20 protein-coding genes are annotated in these 20740 nt (G+C 70.3%); 10 read left to right on the top strand and 10 right to left on the bottom strand.

The features are described 5' to 3' along the window. Positions 1 to 110: 110 nt before the first annotated feature. Complete coding sequence (locus ACFQ2D_RS00165) at positions 111 to 1013, bottom strand: LysR family transcriptional regulator (RefSeq protein ID WP_280941279.1); 903 nt, start codon at positions 1011 to 1013, stop codon at positions 111 to 113. 217 nt (positions 1014 to 1230) lie between these two features. Here ACFQ2D_RS00165 and ACFQ2D_RS00170 point away from each other — a divergent pair, with 217 nt between their 5' ends. The 3 genes from ACFQ2D_RS00170 to ACFQ2D_RS00180 are packed head-to-tail and all read left to right on the top strand — an operon-like array spanning position 1231 to position 4617. After that, complete coding sequence (locus ACFQ2D_RS00170; RefSeq protein WP_280941245.1) at positions 1231 to 2580, top strand: MFS transporter; 1350 nt, start codon at positions 1231 to 1233, stop codon at positions 2578 to 2580. A 19-nt stretch (positions 2581 to 2599) separates the two neighbouring features. Next, positions 2600 to 3565, top strand: coding sequence for a glycoside hydrolase family 43 protein (locus ACFQ2D_RS00175; protein ID WP_280941244.1), 966 nt, complete (start codon positions 2600 to 2602; stop codon positions 3563 to 3565). After that, the gene (locus ACFQ2D_RS00180; protein WP_280941243.1) at positions 3562 to 4617 is read left to right on the top strand and encodes an arabinan endo-1,5-alpha-L-arabinosidase; all 1056 of its coding nucleotides are present in this window, start codon (positions 3562 to 3564) and stop codon (positions 4615 to 4617) included. Before ACFQ2D_RS00175 ends, ACFQ2D_RS00180 begins: the two co-directional genes overlap by 4 nt. A 78-nt stretch (positions 4618 to 4695) precedes the next feature. Here ACFQ2D_RS00180 and ACFQ2D_RS00185 read toward each other — a convergent pair whose 3' ends face one another. From ACFQ2D_RS00185 to ACFQ2D_RS00200, 4 genes are all read right to left on the bottom strand, one after another. Further along, positions 4696 to 5241 carry a copper chaperone PCu(A)C gene (locus ACFQ2D_RS00185; RefSeq protein ID WP_280941242.1) on the bottom strand — a complete coding sequence of 182 codons (546 nt, stop codon included), beginning with the start codon at positions 5239 to 5241 and terminating at the stop codon, positions 4696 to 4698. Positions 5242 to 5394: 153 nt separating this feature from the next. Next, complete coding sequence (locus ACFQ2D_RS00190; protein WP_280941240.1) at positions 5395 to 5763, bottom strand: DUF2946 family protein; 369 nt, start codon at positions 5761 to 5763, stop codon at positions 5395 to 5397. Positions 5764 to 5895: 132 nt separating this feature from the next. Then, on the bottom strand, positions 5896 to 6297 hold the full coding sequence (locus ACFQ2D_RS00195; protein WP_280941239.1) for an RcnB family protein: 402 nt from the start codon (positions 6295 to 6297) through the stop codon (positions 5896 to 5898). Between the two features lie 206 nt (positions 6298 to 6503). Further along, a complete protein-coding gene (locus ACFQ2D_RS00200; RefSeq protein WP_280941238.1) occupies positions 6504 to 7418 on the bottom strand; it encodes a LysR substrate-binding domain-containing protein in 915 nt (304 codons plus the stop codon). A 141-nt stretch (positions 7419 to 7559) separates the two neighbouring features. On the opposite strand from ACFQ2D_RS00200, the gene ACFQ2D_RS00205 reads away from it, so the two are divergent. From ACFQ2D_RS00205 to arsC, 5 genes are all read left to right on the top strand, one after another. Further along, complete coding sequence (locus ACFQ2D_RS00205) at positions 7560 to 8777, top strand: MFS transporter (RefSeq protein ID WP_280941237.1); 1218 nt, start codon at positions 7560 to 7562, stop codon at positions 8775 to 8777. Further along, positions 8774 to 8923 carry a hypothetical protein gene (locus ACFQ2D_RS00210; RefSeq protein ID WP_280941236.1) on the top strand — a complete coding sequence of 50 codons (150 nt, stop codon included), beginning with the start codon at positions 8774 to 8776 and terminating at the stop codon, positions 8921 to 8923. Before ACFQ2D_RS00205 ends, ACFQ2D_RS00210 begins: the two co-directional genes overlap by 4 nt. 10 nt (positions 8924 to 8933) lie before the next feature. Continuing rightward, on the top strand, positions 8934 to 9554 hold the full coding sequence (locus ACFQ2D_RS00215; RefSeq protein ID WP_280941235.1) for a 2-hydroxychromene-2-carboxylate isomerase: 621 nt from the start codon (positions 8934 to 8936) through the stop codon (positions 9552 to 9554). Further along, positions 9538 to 10293: an SDR family NAD(P)-dependent oxidoreductase gene (locus ACFQ2D_RS00220; RefSeq protein WP_280941234.1), complete on the top strand. Its 756-nt coding sequence runs from the start codon at positions 9538 to 9540 to the stop codon at positions 10291 to 10293. The genes ACFQ2D_RS00215 and ACFQ2D_RS00220 overlap by 17 nt, the downstream gene beginning before the upstream one ends. Before the next feature lie 134 nt (positions 10294 to 10427). Further along, positions 10428 to 10796 (top strand): arsenate reductase (glutaredoxin), encoded by a 369-nt coding sequence (gene arsC / locus ACFQ2D_RS00225; RefSeq protein WP_280941233.1) that lies wholly within the window; start codon positions 10428 to 10430, stop codon positions 10794 to 10796. A 15-nt stretch (positions 10797 to 10811) separates the two neighbouring features. Here the strand turns inward: arsC and ACFQ2D_RS00230 are convergent, their stop codons facing one another. After that, a complete protein-coding gene (locus ACFQ2D_RS00230) occupies positions 10812 to 11204 on the bottom strand; it encodes a RidA family protein (protein WP_280941232.1) in 393 nt (130 codons plus the stop codon). A 129-nt stretch (positions 11205 to 11333) separates the two neighbouring features. On the opposite strand from ACFQ2D_RS00230, the gene ACFQ2D_RS00235 reads away from it, so the two are divergent. After that, complete coding sequence (locus tag ACFQ2D_RS00235; protein ID WP_280941231.1) at positions 11334 to 12284, top strand: LysR family transcriptional regulator; 951 nt, start codon at positions 11334 to 11336, stop codon at positions 12282 to 12284. 26 nt (positions 12285 to 12310) lie between these two features. Here ACFQ2D_RS00235 and ACFQ2D_RS00240 read toward each other — a convergent pair whose 3' ends face one another. From ACFQ2D_RS00240 to ACFQ2D_RS00255, 4 genes are all read right to left on the bottom strand, one after another. Next, the gene (locus ACFQ2D_RS00240; protein ID WP_280941230.1) at positions 12311 to 13468 is read right to left on the bottom strand and encodes an NAD-dependent epimerase/dehydratase family protein; all 1158 of its coding nucleotides are present in this window, start codon (positions 13466 to 13468) and stop codon (positions 12311 to 12313) included. Further along, the gene (locus ACFQ2D_RS00245) at positions 13465 to 14505 is read right to left on the bottom strand and encodes a Gfo/Idh/MocA family protein (protein WP_280941229.1); all 1041 of its coding nucleotides are present in this window, start codon (positions 14503 to 14505) and stop codon (positions 13465 to 13467) included. Before ACFQ2D_RS00245 ends, ACFQ2D_RS00240 begins: the two co-directional genes overlap by 4 nt. A 129-nt stretch (positions 14506 to 14634) precedes the next feature. After that, complete coding sequence (locus tag ACFQ2D_RS00250; protein WP_386795499.1) at positions 14635 to 16191, bottom strand: alpha-N-arabinofuranosidase; 1557 nt, start codon at positions 16189 to 16191, stop codon at positions 14635 to 14637. Positions 16192 to 16255: 64 nt separating this feature from the next. Beyond that, positions 16256 to 19102 (bottom strand): TonB-dependent receptor, encoded by a 2847-nt coding sequence (locus tag ACFQ2D_RS00255; protein ID WP_280941228.1) that lies wholly within the window; start codon positions 19100 to 19102, stop codon positions 16256 to 16258. A 537-nt stretch (positions 19103 to 19639) separates the two neighbouring features. Between ACFQ2D_RS00255 and ACFQ2D_RS00260 the strand changes: the two genes are divergently transcribed. Then, positions 19640 to 20689, top strand: coding sequence for an aldose epimerase family protein (locus tag ACFQ2D_RS00260; protein WP_449280310.1), 1050 nt, complete (start codon positions 19640 to 19642; stop codon positions 20687 to 20689). The last annotated feature ends 51 nt before the right edge of the window (positions 20690 to 20740 follow it).

A 20740-nucleotide genomic window follows, 5' to 3' on the forward strand; every position in this document is an offset into this window, starting at 1 on the left:
CGCCGGGAGCCGCCCGGCGACGCGTTGCGGGAGCGGGGAGCCCTTTCCTCGCCCGGAATGAGGGCACCCTCGGGTCGCCACGTACCTGGACCCAGCGCTGCGCCTCCGGGTCAGCCCGCGGACGCGGCGCCGTAGACCTCGCCGGCCACGTCGCGCAGCGACGCCAGCACGGTGCGCGCCCCCGGCGAGAGCAGCCAGTCGGTGCGGGTGATGAAGCCGAACGAGTCCATCCGGCACGACAGCTCCACCGGCAGCTGCCGCACCATGCCGTAGCCGGCGTAATGGCGCGCCACGTCCACCGGCACCACCGCCAGGTGGTCGCTGCCTTCCAGCAGGCGCGGCACCAGCACCAGCGCGGCGGTGCCGATCACCTGGCGCGGTGGCTGCAGCCCCGCGTTCTGGAACATCAGCTCGAAGCGGTGGCGCAGCACGCTGCCTTCGGGCGGGACGACCCAGCTCGCCTTGGCCAGCTCGGCCAGCGAGGGCCGGCCCCCCGCGAGCAGCGGATGGTCGGCGCGCGCGACCGCGCACACGTCCTCCTCGGCCAGCGGCTCGTACTGCAGGTTGCGCGTGTCGTGGCGCGGGAACAGGCGCCCGATCATCAGGTCAATGCGGTTCTGCGCCAGCTGCTCGAGCAGCACGTCGCTGCTTTCCACCAGCACCGACACGCGCAGGTCGGGATACTCGCGATGCAGCCGCGCCAGCGTCGGCGGCAGCAGGGTCATCGCCGGCCCGGCGATCGCGCCGATGCTGACGTTGCCGGCATGCCCGGCCTTGAGCGCCTCGATCTCAGCCCCCGCCTCGCCCAGGCTGGCCAGCGCGATGCGGGCGTGGCGGATCATGCTCTCGCCGTACCAGGTGGCGCGCATGCCGCGCGGCAGCCGGTCGAACAGCGGCACCCCGATCAGGTCCTCGAGGTCCTTGAGCAGCTTGGAGGCCGCCGGCTGCGACATGTTCAGCGACTCCGCCGCGCGATGGATGTTGCCCTGTTCCTCGATGGCGATCAGCAGCATCAGCTGGCGCGTCTTCAGGCGCGCGCGGACGAACCAGGGCGGGTTGGGCACGGCGGGGTCCTATAACGTGATCCATATGGATTATCACGATTTTCCTATTTGTTGCATATCCATGCCCCGACCAGAATGAGCCCGGCCCCAGGCGCCGCAGAGCGCCGGCCACGACCCGCGGGCTGCGCCGCAGCAGCGGGCAGGATCACGCATCCGCGGAGGGGCGATGCAGGACCAGAAGTTGCCGGTACTCGAGAAGATCGGCTTCGGCGCCGGCGACATGGCGGTGAACGTCGTCATCTCCTCGATGATGCTGATCATCACCTTCTTCTACACCGACGTGTTCGGGCTCCGGCCGACCGACGTCGCGCTGCTGCTGATCGTGGTGCGCATGTTCGATGCGGTCACCGACCCGCTGATGGGCCTGGTCACCGACCGCATCGAGACGCGCTGGGGCCGCTACCGCCCGTACTTCCTGGTGTTCGCCGTGCCGTTCGGCATCTCGGTGTTCCTGGTATTCACCACGCCCGACGCGGATTACGGAACGAAGCTGGCGTGGGCGTATGCCACCTACCTGCTGGTCACGCTGTTCTTCACCGTGGTCACCATCCCCTACATTTCGCTGATCGGCGTGCTGACCGCCGATCCGAAGGAGCGCCTGTCGGCCAACGGCTACCGGCTGTTCTTCGCCAAGGTGGCCGCGTTCCTGGTCACGATCCTGGTGCCGGTGCTGGCCGAGTCCTGGGGCCGCGGCGACCTCACCGAGGGCTACCGCTGGGCGATGGGGCTGATGGGGCTGATGGCGACCGTGCTGTTCCTGTTCTGCTTCTTCACCACCACCGAGCGCATTCGCCACCGGGTGGACCGCACGCCGCTGCTGCAGCAGGCGCGGCTGCTGCTGCGCAACGACCAGTGGCTGCTGTTGTGCGCGGTCTGCGTGATCGGCACCATCGGCTACGTGGTGCGCGGTTCGGTGGCGGCCTACTACGCCAAGTACTACCTCGGGGGCGATGCGCGGCTGCTGTCGGCCTTCCTCGCGACCGGCGTCGTCGCCGCGATCCTGGCGATGGTGGCTTCGACGTGGATCACCAAGCGCTGGTGCAAGGTCGCGATGTTCCGCTGGAGCCAGCTGCTGGTCGGCGTGCTGAGCGTGGCGATGTACCTGCTGGTGCAGCCGGGCGACGTTGTCCGCGCGTTCGTCCTGTATTTCCTGATCTGCTTCGTGGTGGACCTGCACGCGCCGGTGTTCTGGTCGGCGATCGTGGAGGCGGTGGACTACGGCCATGCCAAGAGCGGCCGGCGCGTGGCGGGACTGGCGATGGGCGGCATCTCGTTCTGCCAGAAGGCCGGCATGGGCGTGGCCGGTGCGATCGTGGGCGTGCTGCTGGCCTGGTTCGGCTACGTGGCCGACCAGGCGCAGAGCCCGCAGTCGCTCAACGGCATCGCCCTGATGCTCACCATCATCCCCGGCCTGTTCCATGCGCTGATGGGCGGCGTGATGTTCTTCTACCGCATCACCGACGGCTACTACGCGCAGATCAAGCAGAAGATCCTGGTCGACGCGCCCGCCGCGTAGACCAGCAGCAGGACACTCCATGAAGATCAGCAACCCCTTCATCCTCAACCGCGCCGATCCGCATATCTCGCTGTACGACGGCCAATACCACTTCACCGCCTCGGTGCCCGAGTACGACCGCATCGTCCTGCGCCGTTCGCCGACCCTGGCGGGGCTGGTCGACGCCGGCGAGCGCACGCTGTGGGCCGCGACGCCGGAAGGCCCGACGTGCTCGCTGGTATGGGCGCCCGAGCTGCACCGCATCGACGGCACCTGGTTCGTCTACTTCGCCGTGGCGCCCTCGCGCGAGATCAGGGACGACCTGTTCCAGCACCGCATGTACGCGCTGCGCTGCCGTGCCGTCGATCCGATGCAGGGCGAGTGGGAGCTTGCAGGCCAGGTCGACAGCGGCATCGATGCGTTCTGCCTGGACGCCACCAGCTTCGCGCACCGCGGCGTGCAGTACTACCTCTGGGCGCAGAAGCACCCCGACATCCCCGGCAACTCCAACCTCTACCTGGCGCCGTTGCGCGATGGCCTGTACATCGAGGGCGAGCCGGTGATGCTCACGCGGCCCGAGTTCGACTGGGAAGTGCAGGGCTTCCTGGTCAACGAGGGGCCGTCGGTGCTGATCCGCCACGGGCGTGTGTTCGTCACCTATTCGGCCAGCGCCACCGACGAACGCTATGCGATGGGCCTGCTGTGGGCCGACGCCGACGCGGACCTGCTCGATCCCGCCAGCTGGCACAAGTCGCCGGCGCCGGTGTTCGTCTCGGATGCGGAGCGGGAAGTGTTCGGGCCGGGCCACAACAGTTTCACGCTGGCGCCGGATGGCGTCACCGACCTGCTGGTCTACCACGCACGCAACTACACCCGAATCGAAGGCGACCCGCTGTGGAATCCCGACCGGCACACCTGCATCCAGCCGCTGCGGTGGGATGCGGACGGCATGCCGGTGTTCGGCAGGCCCCAGCGCGAAGTGGAGATTCCGGAGGCCACGCGGTGATCGCCCGATGGACGGCGCTGCTGCTCGCCGGCCTGCTCACGCTGCCGGTGGCGGCCCAGGACGCGCCGGCCAGCGACGACATGATGGAGAACCCGCCGGTCGCGCCGCCACGCGAGGGCTACTGGGCCGACGTGCTGGCGCACGACCCGGTGATGATCCAGGAAGGCGACACCTGGTACCTGTTCGTCACCGGTCCGGGCATCACGGTCTACAGCTCGAAGGACCTGGCGACCTGGAAGGCGGAAGCGCCGGTGTTCGCGCAGATCCCCGCCTGGGCCTATACGATCGTGCCGGAGTTCAACGGACATGTCTGGGCGCCGGACATCTCGCGCCACGACGGCCGCTACTACCTCTATTACTCGATCTCGAGCGGGGGGAAGAACACTTCCGCCATCGGCGTGGCGACCAGCGCCACGCTCGATCCGGACGATCCTGCGTTCGGCTGGCAGGACCACGGCATCGTGCTGCGCTCGGTCCCGCACCGCGACATGTGGAACGCCATCGACGCGAACCTGGTCGAAGACGAGGACGGCACGCCCTGGCTGGCGTTCGGATCGTTCTGGGGTGGGCTGAAACTGGTGAAGCTGCGCGAGGACCGGCTGCGCCCGGCCGAGCCGCAGCAGTGGCATACCCTGGCCAAGCGGGCGCGCTCGATCCTGGTCGACGATGCCGAACCCGAGCCGGGGGCGATCGAGGCGCCGTTCGTGTTCAAGCGCAACGGCTGGTACTACCTGTTCGTGTCCTGGGACCACTGCTGCCGCGGCGCCAGGAGCGACTACCGGATCATGGTCGGCCGCGCGCGCGCGCTGGCCGGCCCCTATGTCGATCGCGAGGGCAGGCGCATGGACCAGGGCGGCGCGACCGAAGTATTGCGCGGGACCGCGCGCTGGCCCGGCCCCGGCCACAACAGCGCCTATACCTTCGACGGCCGCGACTACCTCGTCTTCCACGCCTACGACGTGGAAGACGGGGGGCTGCCCAAGCTCAAGGTGCTGCCGATGCGCTGGGACGACGACGACTGGCCGGTGGTGGATCCGGCACCGCTGCGCTGAGCGGTCGTACGACGTGGCGTGCCGGACGGCGCGTGGCGATGCATGCGATATCGGCCTGCGGGACCAGCCCGCGGCCGGTCAATGGTGCTGGTGTCCGGGGTCGGGGCCTGCCGATCCGACCGGCTGCACTTCGAACTCCGCGGCGACTTCGCCAGCCCGTTCGAACACGAGCGTCGCCGGGATGCGGTTGCCTTCGCTGAATGCGTCGCCGGGCCCGATGAACATGAGGTGGTAGCCACCGGGCCGCATCTCGAGCGTGTCGCCCGCGGCCACCGGCAATCCGTCCGGCAACTGGCGCATGCGCGCCATGCCGTCCTCGTGGCGGACTTCGTGGATCTCGACGCGGGTGGCCGCGGCGCTGCGGACTTGCAGCAGGCGGTCGTGGCTGCCGCTGTCGTTGCGCAGGCGGAGGTAACCGCCCGCTACCGGCGCATTGGGCGGCACGGCACGGGCCCAGGCCTGCTCGAGGGTCATGCCGGCCGTGGCCGGCTGCGCCTTGGCGGCGGGAGCGGGCGGCGGTTGCGTCGTTGCCTGTGCCGCGTGCGCGTCGGTGTCGTGGCGTCCGCATCCGGTCAGCGCGACCAGCAGGGCGATCGCCAGTGTCCAGCGTGTCTTGGGCGTCATGGGGTTCTCCGTCGAACTGTCAGCCGGTGCGCGCGCCAGGCGCGCCGTGGTTCCGGCAGGGACACTCGCCGGCGCAGGGCCGGCCGATGAGCGGCATTGCCGCATTGGAGGAAGGGTGGGCCGACGCGAGGCGCATGGCCTGTCGCCCGGCGATCAGGTCGAGACCGGCGGGCCCTGCGCACCAAGTCCGTGCAGGTTGCGCCAGGTCCTGGTCGCGTGAGCGGCATGGACAGGGACCGCGGACGCGGCATGCCAGCCGGGTCGTGCAGGCGAGGCCGCCACTGCGCCGGGGAGGGGCGGTGGCAACGTGCAGTAACCACAGGCCTCGTCCATCGCCGGCTGCGGCGCAGGGACCGGATCGCGCGCTCCCTCGGGCGCTCTATCCAAAGCCAGCAGGCGCAGCCCGCCGGTGGTGCACATCTCCACCAGCATCGGGGCGGCGCGCTCCGTTGGCGACAGGATGCGGCTCACCGCGGGCGCGGCGGCCGCCAGCAGCATCGCGACGGAGGCGAGGAGCAGCATGCACCGCAGCAGGGGCGACGAGCGCGTCATGCGGCCAGTATAGGCCGGCGCCGAAGCCTGCCTTGCCGGGTGCCGCGCGGAGCCGGGCATGAAAAAGGCGGCCCGCAGGCCGCCCTTTCGATCGGTCCGGGATTACGGGCCGAAGATCTGTTCGATCAGGCCCGTCGCCAGCTGCACCATGTAGTAGCTGTCGTCGCGCGGGTCCGGGCGTACCCAGGTATAGCCGGCCGGCGGCGCGGCGAGGCCGTAGGCGCGGTAGTCGCGCACGTAGTAGGTGTCGGCCAGGTAGCTGCGCGGCAAGTACTGCCCGCGTGCCCAGCGGCGCTCGGCGCGGGCGAGGTCGCGCTGGTACTGGCGTTCCGCCTTCTGGCGATCCTTCCAGTATTCGCGCTCGGCCTTGCGACGGTCCTTCTCGTAATGGCGCGCGTTGTGGTGTTTGCCCGGGCCATGGTGGCCCGGCTTCCAGGGCGGATCGGCCACGGCCGCGCCCGGGATCGCCAGCATCAGCGCGCCGGCAAGCAGCAGGGGTTTCATCAGGCGGTCTCCCGTTGGTGGGCTTGGCGAGGACCGTAATGGCGCAGGAGTGAACCGCGGGAGAAAACAGGGTCCTCCGTTAACGCACGCGCAAGGGATGCGACAGGCGACCTTCAACTTCGGCATGCCGGTGCGGTGGCCGGACGCAAGGCGCCGCGCCGGCATCGGCGGGCCGCCATCGATCGGACCGCGGAACGTGGAGCGGATCATCGGCCGCCATTCGCCCGCTGCAGCGCGGCCTCGGCCCGGATCCAGTCGGCGACCTGTCCGACGTCCGGGCGAGGCATCCGCTCCGCCTGTACCAGCCAGTAGCCGTAGCCGCCGGTCTCCCCCGGCCGCGGCGGCGCCAGTTCCACCAGACGCCCGTCGCGCAGCATCGGCAGGACCAGTTCCCGCCGCCCCAGCGCGACGCCCTGGCCGGCCAGGGCCGCCTGGATCACGAGGTCGTACTGGTTGAAATGCAGGATCCTGCGGGTCGACGTGTCCTGGCGGGTGCCGCTTGCCAGCCAGTGCTGCCAGCGCAGCCATGGGTAGCGTTCCTCGAACTCCAGCAGGGTTACCGAGGCCGGCAGGCGCCCGCCGCGCAGGCGGCCGATCCGCAGCGCCGGGCTGGCCACGGGAACCACGGTCTCCTCGAACAGCAGGGTCGCGCCGGATGGCGCCTGCGATGCGGTGGTATAGCGCACCGCCAGGTCGATTCCGCCCTGGCGCAGGTCCATGACCTGGTTGTGCGCAGAGATGCGCACGTCCAGCCGCGGCTGGCGTGCCTGGAACCCGCCGAGTCGCGGCATCAACCACAGTGCGGTGAAGCCGATCGTCGTACTCACCGTCACCGTGCGTACCGCGCCGCGCGCGGCCGCTTCGGCGGCCGCGTCCTGCAACTGGCGGATGGCGGCGTCGGCGCTGCGGAACAGCGCTTCGCCCTCCGGGGTGAAGCCGATCGCGCGATGGCCGCGGGTGAGCAGGCGCGTGCCAAGCTGTCGCTCCAGCGCCTGGACCTGTCGGCTGACCGCGGACTGGGTGAGATACAGGTCCTGCGCGGCGAGGGTGATACTCAGGCGCCGGCCGACCGCGACGAAGCCGCGCAGCAGGTCCAGCGAAGGCAGCCGGGACAGCTCCATTGGCATTCCTGTGGTGAATGCTGGCAGTCGAAAAACTCGCTTGAACGGCTCTGTCTTTGCAGCCGATAGTGCACGAAACAAGCGGCAGGCGGGAGCGGAGCGATGCAGGAGGACAGGCCGGCGGATTCCCCGGACGCATCCATGGCCGGCACGCACTGGCTGCCGCGCCCGTGGACCATCGTGCTGGCCGGCGGCATCGTCATGGGCCTGGCGCTGGGTGCGCGCCACGTGCAGGGGCTGTTCCTGCTGCCGGTCACCCTGGAGCGGGGCTGGTCGCGCGAGCTGTTCGCGCTGGCGCTGGCGATGCAGAACCTCACCTGGGGCCTGGTGCAGCCGCTCGCCGGGCTGGTGGCCGATCGCCATGGCACGGTGCGCGTCGTGGCAACGGGCCTGCTGTGCTACGCGCTGGGCCTGTGCGGCATGGCCTGGGCGGGCAGCCCGGCCGCATTCGTCCTGTCTGCCGGCGTGCTCGTCGGCATCGCGTTGGCCGGCACCGCGTTCGGAGTGATCTATGCCGCGGTGGGGAGGCTGGTGCCGGAGGCGCGACGGCCCTGGGCGATCGGCATCAGCGGTGCCATCGGCGGCCTCGGCCAGTTCCTGATGGTGCCGGCCGTGCAGGAACTGATCGCCGCCTTCGGCTGGCAGTCCGCACTGCTGGGACTGGCGGTGCTGGCCGCAGCCGCGCTGCCGCTGGCGCTGCCCCTGCGGGACGCGCCAGCCACCCGGCATGACCAGGGCGAGGAGCCGCAGTCGCTGCGGGCCACGCTGCAGGTGGTGCGCTCGCATCGCGGCTTCTGGATGCTCAACGCCGGCTTCCTGGCCTGCGGTTTCCAGCTGGCCTTCATCGCCACCCACCTGCCGGCCTGGTTGATCGACCGTGGCCTTGGTCCGCGCGCCGGCGTTGCGGCGTTGGCGACCATCGCCCTGGCCAACATCGTCGGCACCTGGGCCTGCGGCGTGCTGGGCGGGCGCCTGCGGCAGAAGCGCCTGCTTGCCGCGATCTACCTGGTACGCGCGCTGGCCATCGCGGCGTTCGTGGCGCTGCCGCCCAGCATGGCCGGCGTGTACGTCTTCGCCGCGGTGATGGGCCTGCTCTGGCTGGGAACGGTGCCGCTGACTACCGGCGTGCTGGCGCGTGCGTTCGGCATGCGCTATCTCGCCACGCTGTTCGGCTTCGTCTTCATGGGCCACCAGCTCGGTTCGTTCCTCGGCGTGTGGATGGGCGGGCTCTTCTACGAGGCAACCGGCTCCTACGACGCGGTCTGGCTGGGCGCGGTGGCCCTGGGACTGGCGGCGGCCGCGCTGCACTGGCCGATCGACGACCGGCGCGTGGTCTATGCGACGGCGGTGGCGCGGTGAGGATCCGGGCGCCACGGCTGCGCGCGCTGCAGGCGCTGGCCGCCTGCCTGGTCGTGGCGCTGTGCGCGGTCGCGTTCCGCGGCTGGCTGGCGCCACGCGACATGTCGCTGTGGCTGGGTGCCTGGCTGTCGGGCCTGTGCATGTGAGGGAGGCGGGATGAGCACGGCCGCGCTGGAATTCTGGTTCGACTTTGCCAGCAACTACTGCTACCCGGCGGTGATGCGGGTCGAGGCGCTGGCCGCGGCGCAGGACGTGGTCGTGCACTGGCGACCGTTCCTGCTCGGGCCGGTGTTCAGGGCGATGGGCCGGGGCGAGGCGCCGCTGTTCGAGCATCCGGCCAAGGGACGCTATGTCTGGCGCGACATGGAGCGCCGCTGCCGGCTGCACGGCCTGCCGTTCCGGCGGCCCTCGGTATTTCCGCGGCGCGCGCTGCTGCCCATGCGCATTGCCACGCTGGGCGTCGGCCAGGCCTGGATGGGCGCATTCTGCCGCCGCGCGATGCACGCGGCCTTCGCGCTCGACCGGGAGATCGACGAGGACGGCGCGATGCGGGAACTGCTGGGCGACCTCGGGCTGCCGGCCGATCGGCTGATCGCCGCCGCCACGGACGCCGGCAACAAGTCCGCCCTGCGGGCACGCACCGACCAGGCGCTGGCGCGCGGCATCTTCGGCGCACCGATGCTGCTGGTGGGGGGCGAGATGTTCTGGGGGGACGACCGGCTCGAGGAAGCGGTGGCATGGGCGGCAAGAGGAGGCGACGATGCCGGCGCCTCCTGAGCAGGCGCCGCGGGTCGCCATCGTGACCGGCGGCAGCCGCGGCATCGGCCGCGCGATCGTGGAGCGGCTGCATCGCGACGGCTACGCCATCCTGTTCACGCATTCGTCGTCGGACGGGGAGGCCGCGGTGCTGCGGTCGGCGCTGGCGGGCGGCGCGCCGCCCTGCGCGGCGCTGCGTATCGACGTGGCCGATGCCGAGGCGCCCGCCCGCATCTTCGACGCGGCGCAGTCGCTGGGCCGCGTGACCGCGCTGGTCAACAACGCGGGCGTCACCGGCGCGATCGGATCGATCCGGTTGCTGGACGACGCCACGCTGTCGCGCGTGGTGGCGACCAACCTGGTCGCGCCGGCCAGGCTGTGCCGGGAGGCGGCGCTGCGATGGTCCGAGGGCACGCCCCGCGCCATCGTCAATATCTCTTCGATCGCCGCGAGGACCGGATCGCCAGGCGAGTACGTGGCCTATGCCGCCACCAAGGCCGCGATCGACACGCTGACCCGCGGCCTCGCCCGCGAACTCGCGCCGGCCGCCATCCGCGTCAACGCGGTATCGCCGGGGACCATCGACACCTCCATCCACGCCCGCGCCGGCGAGCCCGGCCGAGCCTGGCGCGTCGCGCAGCGCGTACCGCTCGGACGGCCGGGCCAGCCTGAAGAGATCGCGGCCGCAGTGGCCTGGCTGCTGTCCGACGAGGCGTCGTATGCCACCGGCAGCGTGCTGGAGGTCACCGGCGGGCTCTAGCGGCAGGCGGGCGCGGGCGTCGACGCGTGCGGTTACCCTGTGACGGAACACGCATCGAAACAGGGCGCGCCTGTTCCCGCCTGTCGCTTCGGCGCGGCCCAGGGGCGGGGACGGGACCAGCCAGGAGTCCAGGCATGAGCGGCATCACGATCTACCACAACCCCCGCTGCAGCAATTCGCGCAAGGCATTGGCGCTGATCCGCGACAGCGGCGTGGAACCGGACGTCATCGAATACCTGCAACAGCCGCCCACGCGCGAGCGCCTGCGCGAACTGGCGCAGGCCTCGGGCGAGGGCGTGCGCGGCCTGCTGCGCGGCAAGGAGGCGCTGTGCGCCGAACTCGGGGTGGACGATCCGGCGCGCAGCGACGATGAACTGCTCGATGCGATGCGCGCGCATCCGGTCCTGATCAACCGCCCGATCGTGGCCACGCCGCTGGGCGTACGCCTGTGCAGGCCGCCGGAGCGGGTGCTGGAGATCCTGCCGGACCGCCAGGGCGCCTGAGGATCATGTCCGGCGTCAGCCGGGGAGCCGCGCGACCACCTTGATCTCGAAGTCGAACCCGGCCAGCCAGTTGACGCCCACGGCGGTCCAGGCCGGGTAGGGCGCCTGCGGGAACACCTCGTCCTTGACCGCCAGCACGGTGTCGAACTGGCGCTGCGGATCGGTGTGGAAGCTGGTCACCTCGATGATGTCGTCGAAGCCGGCGCCCGCGGCCCGCAGGGTGGCCTCGAGGTTGGCGAAGGCGCGCCGCACCTGTACCTCGAACTCCGGCTCCGGCGTGCCGTCGTTGCGGCTGCCCACCTGCCCGGACACGAACAGGAAACCGTTGCTGCGCACCGCGGCCGAGTAGCGGTGCTGTTCGTAGAGGGCGTGTCGCCCGGCGGGGAACACGGTGTCGCGCTGCTGCATGGTCGATCTCCTTTTGGGCGGGTGGCCCGTGTGTGAGGCCACTCTAGGCAGCGCGGCGACGCCGATAAACACGACGATCCGGGGAACACTGTTTGTAGAATCGCGACAATCTCCGTACCGGACCCCCGCATGGACCGTTTCGACGCGATGCAGGCGTTCGCGCGCGTGGTGGAGACCGGCAGCTTCACCCGCGCCGCCGAGACGCTGCAGTCGAGCCGCACGCGGGTCACCCAGCTGGTGCAGCAGCTCGAGGCGCACCTGCGGGTGAAGCTGCTCCACCGCACCACGCGCAAGGTCGCGGTCACGCACGATGGCGCCGCGTACTACGAGCGCGTGGTGCGGCTGCTCGCCGAACTGGACGATGCGGAGACCAGCCTCTCGACCGCCTCGGCGTCGCCACGCGGGCGCCTGCGGGTGGACGTGCCCGCGCCGCTGGCCAGCCTGGTGCTGGTGCCGGCGCTGCCCGGCTTCCATGCGCGCTACCCAGAGATCCAGCTCGACCTGGGCGCCAGCGACCGCAAGGTGGACCTGGTCGACGAGAACGTGGATTGCGTCGTGCGCGGTGGCGCGCTGGACGGCGGTGCTTCGCTGAGGGCGCGGCACGTGGCCGACCTGCCGCTGGGGGTGTACGCGGCGCCGGCCTACCTGGAGCGCCACGGCAATCCGCCGCATCCCCTGGCGCTTGAGCAGGGTACGCACCATGTCGTCGGCTATCGCGGTTCGCGGCCCGGAGCGCCGCCGGGCTATGCGCTGCGCCGCGGCGACGAGCAGGTGCAGGTGCAGGCCCGGCACGTGCTGGCGGTGGACGATGGCAACGCCTACCTCGCCGCGGGCGTGGCCGGCATGGGCCTGCTGTGGTTGCCGCGCTACATGGCGCGCGGCCCGCCGCTGCGCGGCGAACTGCTGCCGCTGCTGGAGGACTGGCAGCTCGACCCGATGCCGCTGCATGCGGCCTATCCGGCCAGCCGGCACGTCAGCCGCAAGCTGCGCGTGTTCATCGACTGGATCGCCGCGCTGCTGGCGCAGCAGTCCCCGTGGATCCTGCCGCCTTCGCCGCCGGAGGCGCGTCGCCCGCGCTGAGCGGGCCCGCGCGCCGGCCAGCCGGCTCAGATCAGCCGCGCGAATCGCATCCAGTCCGCGGTGCGCTGCGCGCCGAGCGCGAACGGATGCGCGGGTGCCCAGCCGAGCCGGCTTTTCGCCAGCCCGTTCGAGACCCAGCAACGATAGGCCTCGCGCACCACGCGGCCCTCGCTGGGCATGCGCGGCGAGGGCGCGACATCCACCGGCGCGGCGAACCGCCGGCCCTGGAACCGCGACTTGATCATCAGCTTGCGCTCGGGACCGATCGCGCCCGACAGCAGCTCCTTGGTGCCGCGGATCATGCGGCCGACCGGCGGAATGGTCGCGAGCTGGGCGTGGAAGGCGGGTGAGGCGGCCAAGCGGACCGCGGCGGCGACGCTGTCGCGCGCGCGCGGCGTGGTGGCGCGGCGGTGCGCCTCGATCTGCTCCAGCGTGTGGTCGAAGATGCGCTTCTCGCCCTCGACCATGCCCGCAAACGTGGTGATGAAGCCGCGCCAGGTCATCCGGTCGTCGCCGTTGATCAGGAAGGCGCCGCCGTTGGCGTCGTCGCGCTCGAGCGCAGCCAGGATCGCCTCGCAGACATCGTCCACGTAGACCGCGTTGCAGATGCCGCTGCCGCCGTCCACCAGGCTGACGAAGCCGTTGCGTGCGTCCTGCACGATGGGGGTGACGAAGAAACTGTAGGGGCCGTAGACGATGGTCGGACGCAGGACCACGGTCTCGATCGCGCCGCGCCTGCCGGCCGCGGCCACCACGGCCTCGGCGGCGGCCTTGGCGTCGGAATAGGCCTCGCCCCAGCGCCGGACCGGCGCGTTGGCCTCGGTCAGGACTTCGGTTCCCGGGGCGGGGCCATGCACGGCCATCGAACTGACGTGGACCAGGCGGCGCACGCCGGCGCGCGTGCAGGCCTCGACCAGTTGCATGGTCTGCTTCCTCGCGCCCTGGTCGTCGCCATGGGCGAGGTTGACCACCGCATCGCAGCCTTCTACCGCGCGCGCCAGGCTCCCGGGGTCGGACATGTCGCCGCCGGCCAGCTCCGGGTCGAGCCGGGCGATGCGCGCGGCGCGCGAGTAATCGCGCACCAGGGCGCGGTAGGGAATGCGGTATTCGAGCGAGAGCAGCTCGCACAGGCGCGAGCCGATGAAGCCAGTGGCGCCGGTGACCAGGACCTTCGCGGGCCTCATGCGCGTGCTCCGATCCGGGCCAGCCAAGGCTGCTCCATCGGCGTGCGCCGGGCATAGGCGGTTTCGATCACCTGAAGCGCGCGCAGCGAGGATTCAGCGCTGACGAAGGGCATGCGCCGCTCGCGCACCGCGCCGATGAAATCGTCGAGCTGGGCGCGGTAGTGGCCCAGCCGGTCCCAGGACTTCGCGCACACGATCTGCATCTCCATCGGGCCGCGGCGCGATTCGCGGTACAGGGTGAGGATGCGCGGGTCGGAGGTCGCGGCTTCGAGCGTGCCGCGCTCGCCCACCACGCGGATGCTGCGGCGCAGCCGGTGCGACCAGCTGAACTCCATGCGCGTGGGCACCGGGCGCCCGCCGATGCTCAGGGTGCCGGTGAGGCGCGCGTTGCTCTCGAAGCCGCCGAAGGCGTCGTCCTCGTAGGCGATCTCGTCGAGGTCGCCGAACAGCCACAGCACGCGGTCGAGCAGGTGCACGCCGTTGTCGAACAGCACGCCGCCACCGGTGCAGCGGCGGTCGAAGTAGGAGTTGCTGGCCATGGGCCAGTCGAGCGGGGCGCCGTCCTCGACGATCACCTCGCGTACCTCGCCGATCTCGCCATCCTCGACCAGGTCGCGCAGCCACAGGTTGTGCGGGAAGAAGCGCATCATCAGCGCGACGGCCAGCACGCGCGCATTCGCGCGGGCGACCTCGACCATGCGGCGGCCGTCGTCGGCGCTGATCGCCAGCGGCTTCTCGCACAGCACGTCGATGCCAAGCTCCATCAGCTGGATCGAGACCGGGGCGTGGAAGCGGGCGGGTACGGCGACGATGGCGGCATCGACCTTGCCGGCCAGCTGGGCGACGTCGGTGACGATCTCCGCGTCGATGCCGGCCTCGCGCGCCGCCTGGACGGCGTTGGCCGGGTCGCGGTCGCAGAGCATGGCCACCTCGACCCGCGGATCGGTGCCGACCACCGGCAGATGCGCCTCGCGCGTGATCGCGCCGCAACCGACGATGCCCAGCCGCAACGGCCGGCCGGATTGGATGCTAGTCAAACGCCCGCTTCCCCTGTTCTCTTCCGGGGTGGATAACGCGAAGTGGGCGTGGATCCGGACTCTGGTGCCGGAAGCCGGAAAGAGGAAGGGCGCCGAAGCGCCCTTCCGGTGGCCGCCTTGCGGACCGGATCAGTGCAGCCGCAGCACCACGATCGACTTCGCCGGCAGCGCCACCTTCAGGCGGTCGCCGTCGAGCGAGGCCCCGTCGAACTGCGCCGGTTCGACCCGCTCGGGCTGGTCGAAGGTGTTGTGCGCGGTGATCGCGTCGGCGGTCAGCACGCGGCCGGTGACGGTGCCGGCCTGCACGCCCGACAGGCTGGCCGAGACATCGGCGGCGCGGTTGGGGTCGAGGTTGGTCAGGGCCACGTACACGTGCCCGTCCTTCCCGCGCACCGCCGAACCGTGGACCGCCGGTACCGAGGTCTCGCCGAGCCGGTACTGCGGGGTCTCGAGATCGAGCGGCAGGTGGGTCGCGTCCTGCCAGGGCTTGTACATCTCGAAGGCGTGGTAGGTGGGCGTGAGCACCATCTTCTCGTCCTGGGTCAGGATCATGGCCTGCAGCACGTTCACCATCTGCGCGATGTTGGCCATCTTCACCCGCTCGGCATAGCGGCTCATCACGTCGAAGTGGATCGAGGCCACCAGCGCGTCGCGCAGGGTGTTCTGCTGGTGCAGGAAACCCGGGTTCACGCCTTCCAGTCCCGCGTACCAGGTGCCCCACTCATCCAGGTACAGGGCGACCTTGTTCTCCGGATCGTGCCGGTCCATGACCTCGATGTGCTTGCGCAGCAGCTCGTCCACCTTGAGCGCGCTGGACAAGGTTTCGATCCAGCCAGCCTCGTCGAATTCGAACGAGGAGGCGCGCGGCGGCCACCCGCCCGGCACCGTGTAGTAGTGCACCGACAGCGCATCCATGTGCTTGCCGGCGATCTTCATCATCACCTCGGTCCAGTTGTAGTCGTCGCCGTTGGCGCCGGCCGCGACCTTGGTGATCGCGGTCCCGGCCGGCACCTTCACGAAGGTCTGGTACTGGCGGTGCAGGTTGGCCGCGTGTTCGGGCGTCATGTTGCCGCCACAGCCCCACATCTCGTTGCCGATGCCGAAGAACGGCACCTTCCAGGGCTTGTCGCGTCCGTTGGCGCGGCGTTCCTCGGCCAGCGAGGAGCCCTTCTCGTAGGTCATGTACTCGACCCATTCGGCCATCTCGCGCGGCGATCCGCTGCCGGTGTTGCCGGAGACGTAGGCATCGGTGCCCAGCAGCTCGGCGAAGTCCATGAACTCGTGGATGCCGAAGCTGTTGGGTTCGGTCACCCCGCCCCAGTGGGTATTGATCTTGACCCGGCGCTTCTCGCGCGGACCGATGCCGTCGCGCCAGTAGTACTCGTCTGCGAAGCAGCCGCCAGGCCAGCGCACCACGGGGACCTTGAGCTCCTTCAGCGCCGCGACCACGTCGTTGCGGTAGCCCCTGGTGTTGGGGATCTTCGAGTCCTCGCCCACCCAGATGCCGCCGTAGATGCCGTAGCCCAGGTGCTCGGCGAACTGGCCGAAGAGGTAGCGGCTGACTTCCGGCCCGGGCTGGTCGGCGCGCAGCGTTGCCGTGGCGGCGACCCGGTCCTGGGCCACGGTCGTGCCGGCCATGAACAGGCCGGTGGCGAGCGCCAGCGCGCGCAGGGGTGTCTTGAGCATCGGTCTTCTTACCTCGGTGGGTGCGGAATGGAACGCCGCCGGGCGGTCGCCGCGGCGGCCGGGATCAGAAACGGTAGCGCATGCCGACCGCGAACGTCCGGCTGTACAGCGCGGAGCCGAAATTGTGCGTGGCCGGGTACTGGTAGTAGCTCTGGTACAGCTCGTTGGTGAGGTTGGTGGCGTCGAAGGTCAGCGACAGGTTCTCGCTGGCATCGTAGCTGAGCTGGAAGTCCAGGCTCTTCTCCGCATTGAAATACACGCCCAGCGGATTGGCGAACTGCGCGGCCTCGTAGTGGTGCAGGAAGTCGTCGCGCCAGACGTACGACAGGCGGGCGCCGAAGCGGCTGCGCTCGTAGGCGAGCACGACGCTGTAGGAGCTGTCGGAGATGCCGAACATCGGCGTGGTCACCGTGTCCACGACCTCGCCCGCGGTGTTGGTCACCGGGATGTCCTGGCTGGAGTCGAGCGCGGTGTAGCTGGCCTGCACGCCGAGGCCCTGCAGCAGCCCGGGCAGGTTCGCGGGGAACCAGACCACGCCCAGTTCCACGCCCTCGAGCTCGCCGCTGGAGGCGTTGTCGGGCTGGGTGAGGATGTAGTCGTAGTTCTCGAAGGTCACCCGTCGGCGGAAGTCGGTGACCATGCCCTCGATCTCGCGGCGGAACAGGGTGGCGTAGACGGCGCTGCCCGGCTGGAAATACCACTCCAGGCCGAGGTCGTAGTTCTTCGACTCGGTCGGCTCCAGGCCGGGATTGCCGCCGGTGGCGGTGCCGTACCCGATATTGGTGACGTCCTCGACGTAGATGATGTTGGGATTGAGCTGGTTGAATGCCGGACGGCGCAGGGTCTCGCCGTAGGCCGCCCGCAGCATCAGGCCGGGGGTGAAGGCGTAGCGCAGCATCAGGCTGGGCAGCAGCTTGGATGCGCTGGCCGAGGCGCTGCCCTCGCCGAAGACCATGTCGGTGTCGACATTCACGTAGCGCAGCCCGACCTGGCCGTCGAGCGTCTGCTCGCCGAGGTCGAAGGCGAAGTCGCCCTGGACATACGCTGCGGTGGTGGCCTCCTCCACGCGGAAGTCCTCCGCCATGGACAGCTGCGCGCCGAGGGGCAGTCCGTAGAGCGCCCGGTAGGCGTCGGCGTTGTCGCGGATGTGGTGGCCATTGGCGACCACCCACGAGGACGGAACGTCGGACTCGCCGTCGAAGAAGCCGCGGTTGACCGACTGCAGGTTGCCGTTGCCCACCAGCGAGCAAGCCGGCAGGCTGCGGTCGCACAGCGCGGGGGCGGAGGTGCGGTGGCCCTCGCTGGCGCTGCGGTCGTCGTGCCGCAGGCCGAAGGCGAGCTTGTGGACCGGCCCCCATTCGGCGGCGTAATCGCCGTCGAAGGTGAACGTGACCGCGTCGCCGCGCCGGTACAGCGCATTGTCGTAGAGCTCGGCGAGGTTCCACTGCGCCGGATCGGCCGGGTCGCTCTCGTCGACGTCCGGCGTGGCCGGGTTGTCGTCGAAGCCGAACGCGGGCTTGCCGCCACCGCTGTTGAAATCGGCCCAGACCGCATGGGTGACGCGGTCGGCGCGCATGGCGAAGAAGTCCTCGTCGTATTCGCTTTCCTGGTAGGTCAGCTCCGAGCGCAGCTTCAGTCGCTCGCCTACGTCCCAGCGCCCGCCCAGGGCATAGAGCCAGCTGTCGGTGCGGCCGGTCAGCAGGTCGCCGCTGGTGAAATTGTAGGGAGCGCCGACGCCGGCGCGCGAACGCACGACGTTGGTGCCGGGATACAGCTGGATGTTCTCGGCCGCGTCGGGGCCCAGCGCACCCCACCAGTCGACGAAGGAGAACAACAGCGAATTGAAACGCTCGTCGCGGTAGCCGTTGTAGAACGTTTCGAACACGTACTCGGACGAGTCGTCGGGCGCCCACTGCAGCGAGACGCTCGCGGCGGGCCGTTCGCGCTTGCCGGCCAGGTCGCTGGCGAAGATCGCGTCGCGCGAAAGGATGTATTCGTACTGCTGGCCGCGTATCGGTACGGTGGAGCCGGGGCTGAAGGGCAGGCCGGCCTCGAGGCCCGGCTGCCAGACCTCCTGGCCGTCGATGACGGTCGGGATGCGCTCGAAGGGCACGAAGCCCGCCGGGGCGTCCTCGGTGAAGAAGGGCACCATCGCGCCCGCGGTCACGCTCTGGTCGCGATAGTGGGTCACGGCGTAGGAGACGTTGGCCAATGCGCCGAAACGACCGCCCCCGACCTCCCAGGTGTTCGCCACCAGTGCGCTGAGGTTGGGATCGGTCTCGCCGTTCTGCTCCTGGTGGATGCTGCGGGCGGCCACGACCGCGGTGGCACCGTCGAAATCGAAGGGGCGGTGGGTGTGGATGTCGATCTGGCCGGCGATGCCGGTCTCGATCAGGCTGGCAGAACGCGTCTTGTAGATTTCCACGCTCGACAGCAGGCTGGCCGGGATGTCGGCCAGCGCCACCGAGCGGCCGGACGCGGTGAAGATGTTGCGGCCATTGATGGTGGTGGTGACGTCGTTGAGGCCGCGGATGGACACCGTGGACACCTCGCCGCCCCCGCGGTCGGTGGTCTGCACGCCGGTGACGCGCTGCAGCGCCTCGACGAGGTTGTTGTCGGGGAACTTGCCGATGTCTTCGGCCACGATGGCGTCGACGATCTGCATCGAGCCCTGCTTGATCTGCAGGGCATCGATCAGGCTCGCGCGCAGGCCGCGCACTTCGATGCGATCGAGTTCGGTCGCATCGGCGCTGCCGGCGGCCGCGGCGCAGGTTGCGTCGGGGTCGGCCGGGGTGGGGCAGGGGGCTTGCTGTGCGGCGGCGGGCAGCGCGGCGAGCGCCAGCAGCAGGGCGGCGGGAAGCGCGGCGCGGCGCGGCTGGCGCGACGCGAGGGGGCGGGACGTGCGGGTCATGGGCAGGCCTCTGTGTCGTTCGTGTTCGCCCGGCCTCGCGCCGGAACGGACCTTGCGGTATCCGGGAAGACACCGGTCATGCGGTGTCATCCCGGGTGCGGAAAGCCGTGGGATGGGCGAGTGCGGTCGTCGACCGGCTGCCGCGAACCGGGCGGCAGGAGGCGTTGGACAGGAAATGGGGGCGGTGCATGGCGTGCGCGCACGCCGACTGCTGTATGCGTCGTCACTTTCAACCCCTCCCGGTCTACGAATGGACGCGATCAACCCGAGTTGTAGGGCCGCTGGCTGTCTGCGGCGGCCGATGCATCGCGGCGCTTGTACGGCCTCGCCTTTTGCGATGCGGACCGAGAATAGGCGGGGCTTCGATAACCTTCTAATGAATTTAACAAGCCAATCGATACGGGTTCGCGTATCGAACCGCTGCCATTCCAATCCCGCAAAAAGTGATTCCTGAAGCGGGATGGCTGCGCGTCGGCGCCGGCCCCTATGCTGCGGCGCCACGGCAGACGCCTTGAACCCGGGAGAGTTGTGGACAGGATCCGATCGTTCGGCAGTCTTGCCGATGGGCGCGTCGTGCGCGCGCACTGCATCGGCGAGGAGGACGGCCTCCACGCCGAGATCCTCGACCTCGGCGGCATCCTCGCGCGGCTGCGCGTTCCCGGCGCCGGCGGACCGGTGGATGCGGTGCTGGGACTGCCGCACGCGCAGGCCTACTACGACGATCCCGCTTTCCTCGGCATCCTGGTCGGCCGCTACGGCAACCGCATCGGCGGCGCGCGCTTCAGCCTCGACGGGCAGGCGCACGTGCTGGCCGCCAACGAAGGCCGCAACCACCTGCATGGCGGCATGCTCGGCTTCGGGCGGCGGATCTGGCGGGTCGTCGAACATCGCGCCGATGCGCTGGCGCTGCATTACCGTTCGCCGGCGGGCGAGGAAGGGTATCCGGGCAATCTCGATGTCACCGCGCGCTACCGGGTCGACGGCGATGCATTGCGGCTGGTGTTCGAGGCCTCGGTCGACGCCGCCACGCCCTTCAACCCGACCCACCATCCCTATTTCAACCTCGCGGGCGATCGCGGCGTGCCTGCCGGCCGCCAGCTGCTGCAGGTGCCGGCCACCGGCGTGCTGCCGGTGGCGCCGGACCTGATTCCGCTGGGGCATGTGCAGCCGGTGGCGGGCACGTCGTTCGACTTCCGCGAGGCGGCCCCGCTGCAGGCGCGGATGGATGCGGACGATCCGCAGATCGCCATCGCCGGGGGCTACGACCACTGCCTGGTGCTCGAGGCCGGGCGCACGCACGTCGCGGCGCTGTATTCGCCGCACAGCGGCGTGGCCATGCGCATCGACTGCGACGCGCCGGCCGTGCAGCTCTACGGCGGGCAGGCCCTGCCGCGCCAGCATCCGGGCCTGGGCGACGGACTGTGCCTGGAGCCGCAGGACTATCCCGACGCACCCAACCAGCCGGCGTTCCCGAGCGCGATCCTGCGCCCAGGGACGCCATACCGGCGCGAAATCAGCTACCGCTTCGCCTGTCCGGGACGCGATCGCGACTGGGCCGAAGTGGCCGCGGTGCTGGGGCTAACCTGACGCCAACCGCCTGCCGGCGTACGGCAGGGACGAACCCGCGGCGCCGCATGC

The sequence above is a fragment of the Luteimonas composti genome (assembly GCF_042678665.1).
GTDB classification, from domain to species: domain Bacteria; phylum Pseudomonadota; class Gammaproteobacteria; order Xanthomonadales; family Xanthomonadaceae; genus Luteimonas; species Luteimonas composti.

What these genes read in the sequence shown, in the direction of transcription:
- ACFQ2D_RS00165 (WP_280941279.1), bottom strand. Translation starts at nt 1,013, where the DNA reads ATGCTGCTGATCGCCATCGAGGAACAGGGCAACATCCATCGCGCGGCG.
- ACFQ2D_RS00170 (WP_280941245.1), top strand. Translation starts at nt 1,231, where the DNA reads ATGCAGGACCAGAAGTTGCCGGTACTCGAGAAGATCGGCTTCGGCGCC.
- ACFQ2D_RS00175 (WP_280941244.1), top strand. Translation starts at nt 2,600, where the DNA reads ATGAAGATCAGCAACCCCTTCATCCTCAACCGCGCCGATCCGCATATC.
- ACFQ2D_RS00185 (WP_280941242.1), bottom strand. Translation starts at nt 5,241, where the DNA reads ATGACGCCCAAGACACGCTGGACACTGGCGATCGCCCTGCTGGTCGCG.
- ACFQ2D_RS00190 (WP_280941240.1), bottom strand. Translation starts at nt 5,763, where the DNA reads ATGCTGCTCCTCGCCTCCGTCGCGATGCTGCTGGCGGCCGCCGCGCCC.
- ACFQ2D_RS00195 (WP_280941239.1), bottom strand. Translation starts at nt 6,297, where the DNA reads ATGAAACCCCTGCTGCTTGCCGGCGCGCTGATGCTGGCGATCCCGGGC.
- ACFQ2D_RS00200 (WP_280941238.1), bottom strand. Translation starts at nt 7,418, where the DNA reads ATGGAGCTGTCCCGGCTGCCTTCGCTGGACCTGCTGCGCGGCTTCGTC.
- ACFQ2D_RS00205 (WP_280941237.1), top strand. Translation starts at nt 7,560, where the DNA reads ATGGCCGGCACGCACTGGCTGCCGCGCCCGTGGACCATCGTGCTGGCC.
- ACFQ2D_RS00215 (WP_280941235.1), top strand. Translation starts at nt 8,934, where the DNA reads ATGAGCACGGCCGCGCTGGAATTCTGGTTCGACTTTGCCAGCAACTAC.
- ACFQ2D_RS00220 (WP_280941234.1), top strand. Translation starts at nt 9,538, where the DNA reads ATGCCGGCGCCTCCTGAGCAGGCGCCGCGGGTCGCCATCGTGACCGGC.
- arsC (WP_280941233.1), top strand. Translation starts at nt 10,428, where the DNA reads ATGAGCGGCATCACGATCTACCACAACCCCCGCTGCAGCAATTCGCGC.
- ACFQ2D_RS00230 (WP_280941232.1), bottom strand. Translation starts at nt 11,204, where the DNA reads ATGCAGCAGCGCGACACCGTGTTCCCCGCCGGGCGACACGCCCTCTAC.
- ACFQ2D_RS00235 (WP_280941231.1), top strand. Translation starts at nt 11,334, where the DNA reads ATGGACCGTTTCGACGCGATGCAGGCGTTCGCGCGCGTGGTGGAGACC.
- ACFQ2D_RS00240 (WP_280941230.1), bottom strand. Translation starts at nt 13,468, where the DNA reads ATGAGGCCCGCGAAGGTCCTGGTCACCGGCGCCACTGGCTTCATCGGC.
- ACFQ2D_RS00250 (WP_386795499.1), bottom strand. Translation starts at nt 16,191, where the DNA reads ATGCTCAAGACACCCCTGCGCGCGCTGGCGCTCGCCACCGGCCTGTTC.
- ACFQ2D_RS00255 (WP_280941228.1), bottom strand. Translation starts at nt 19,102, where the DNA reads ATGACCCGCACGTCCCGCCCCCTCGCGTCGCGCCAGCCGCGCCGCGCC.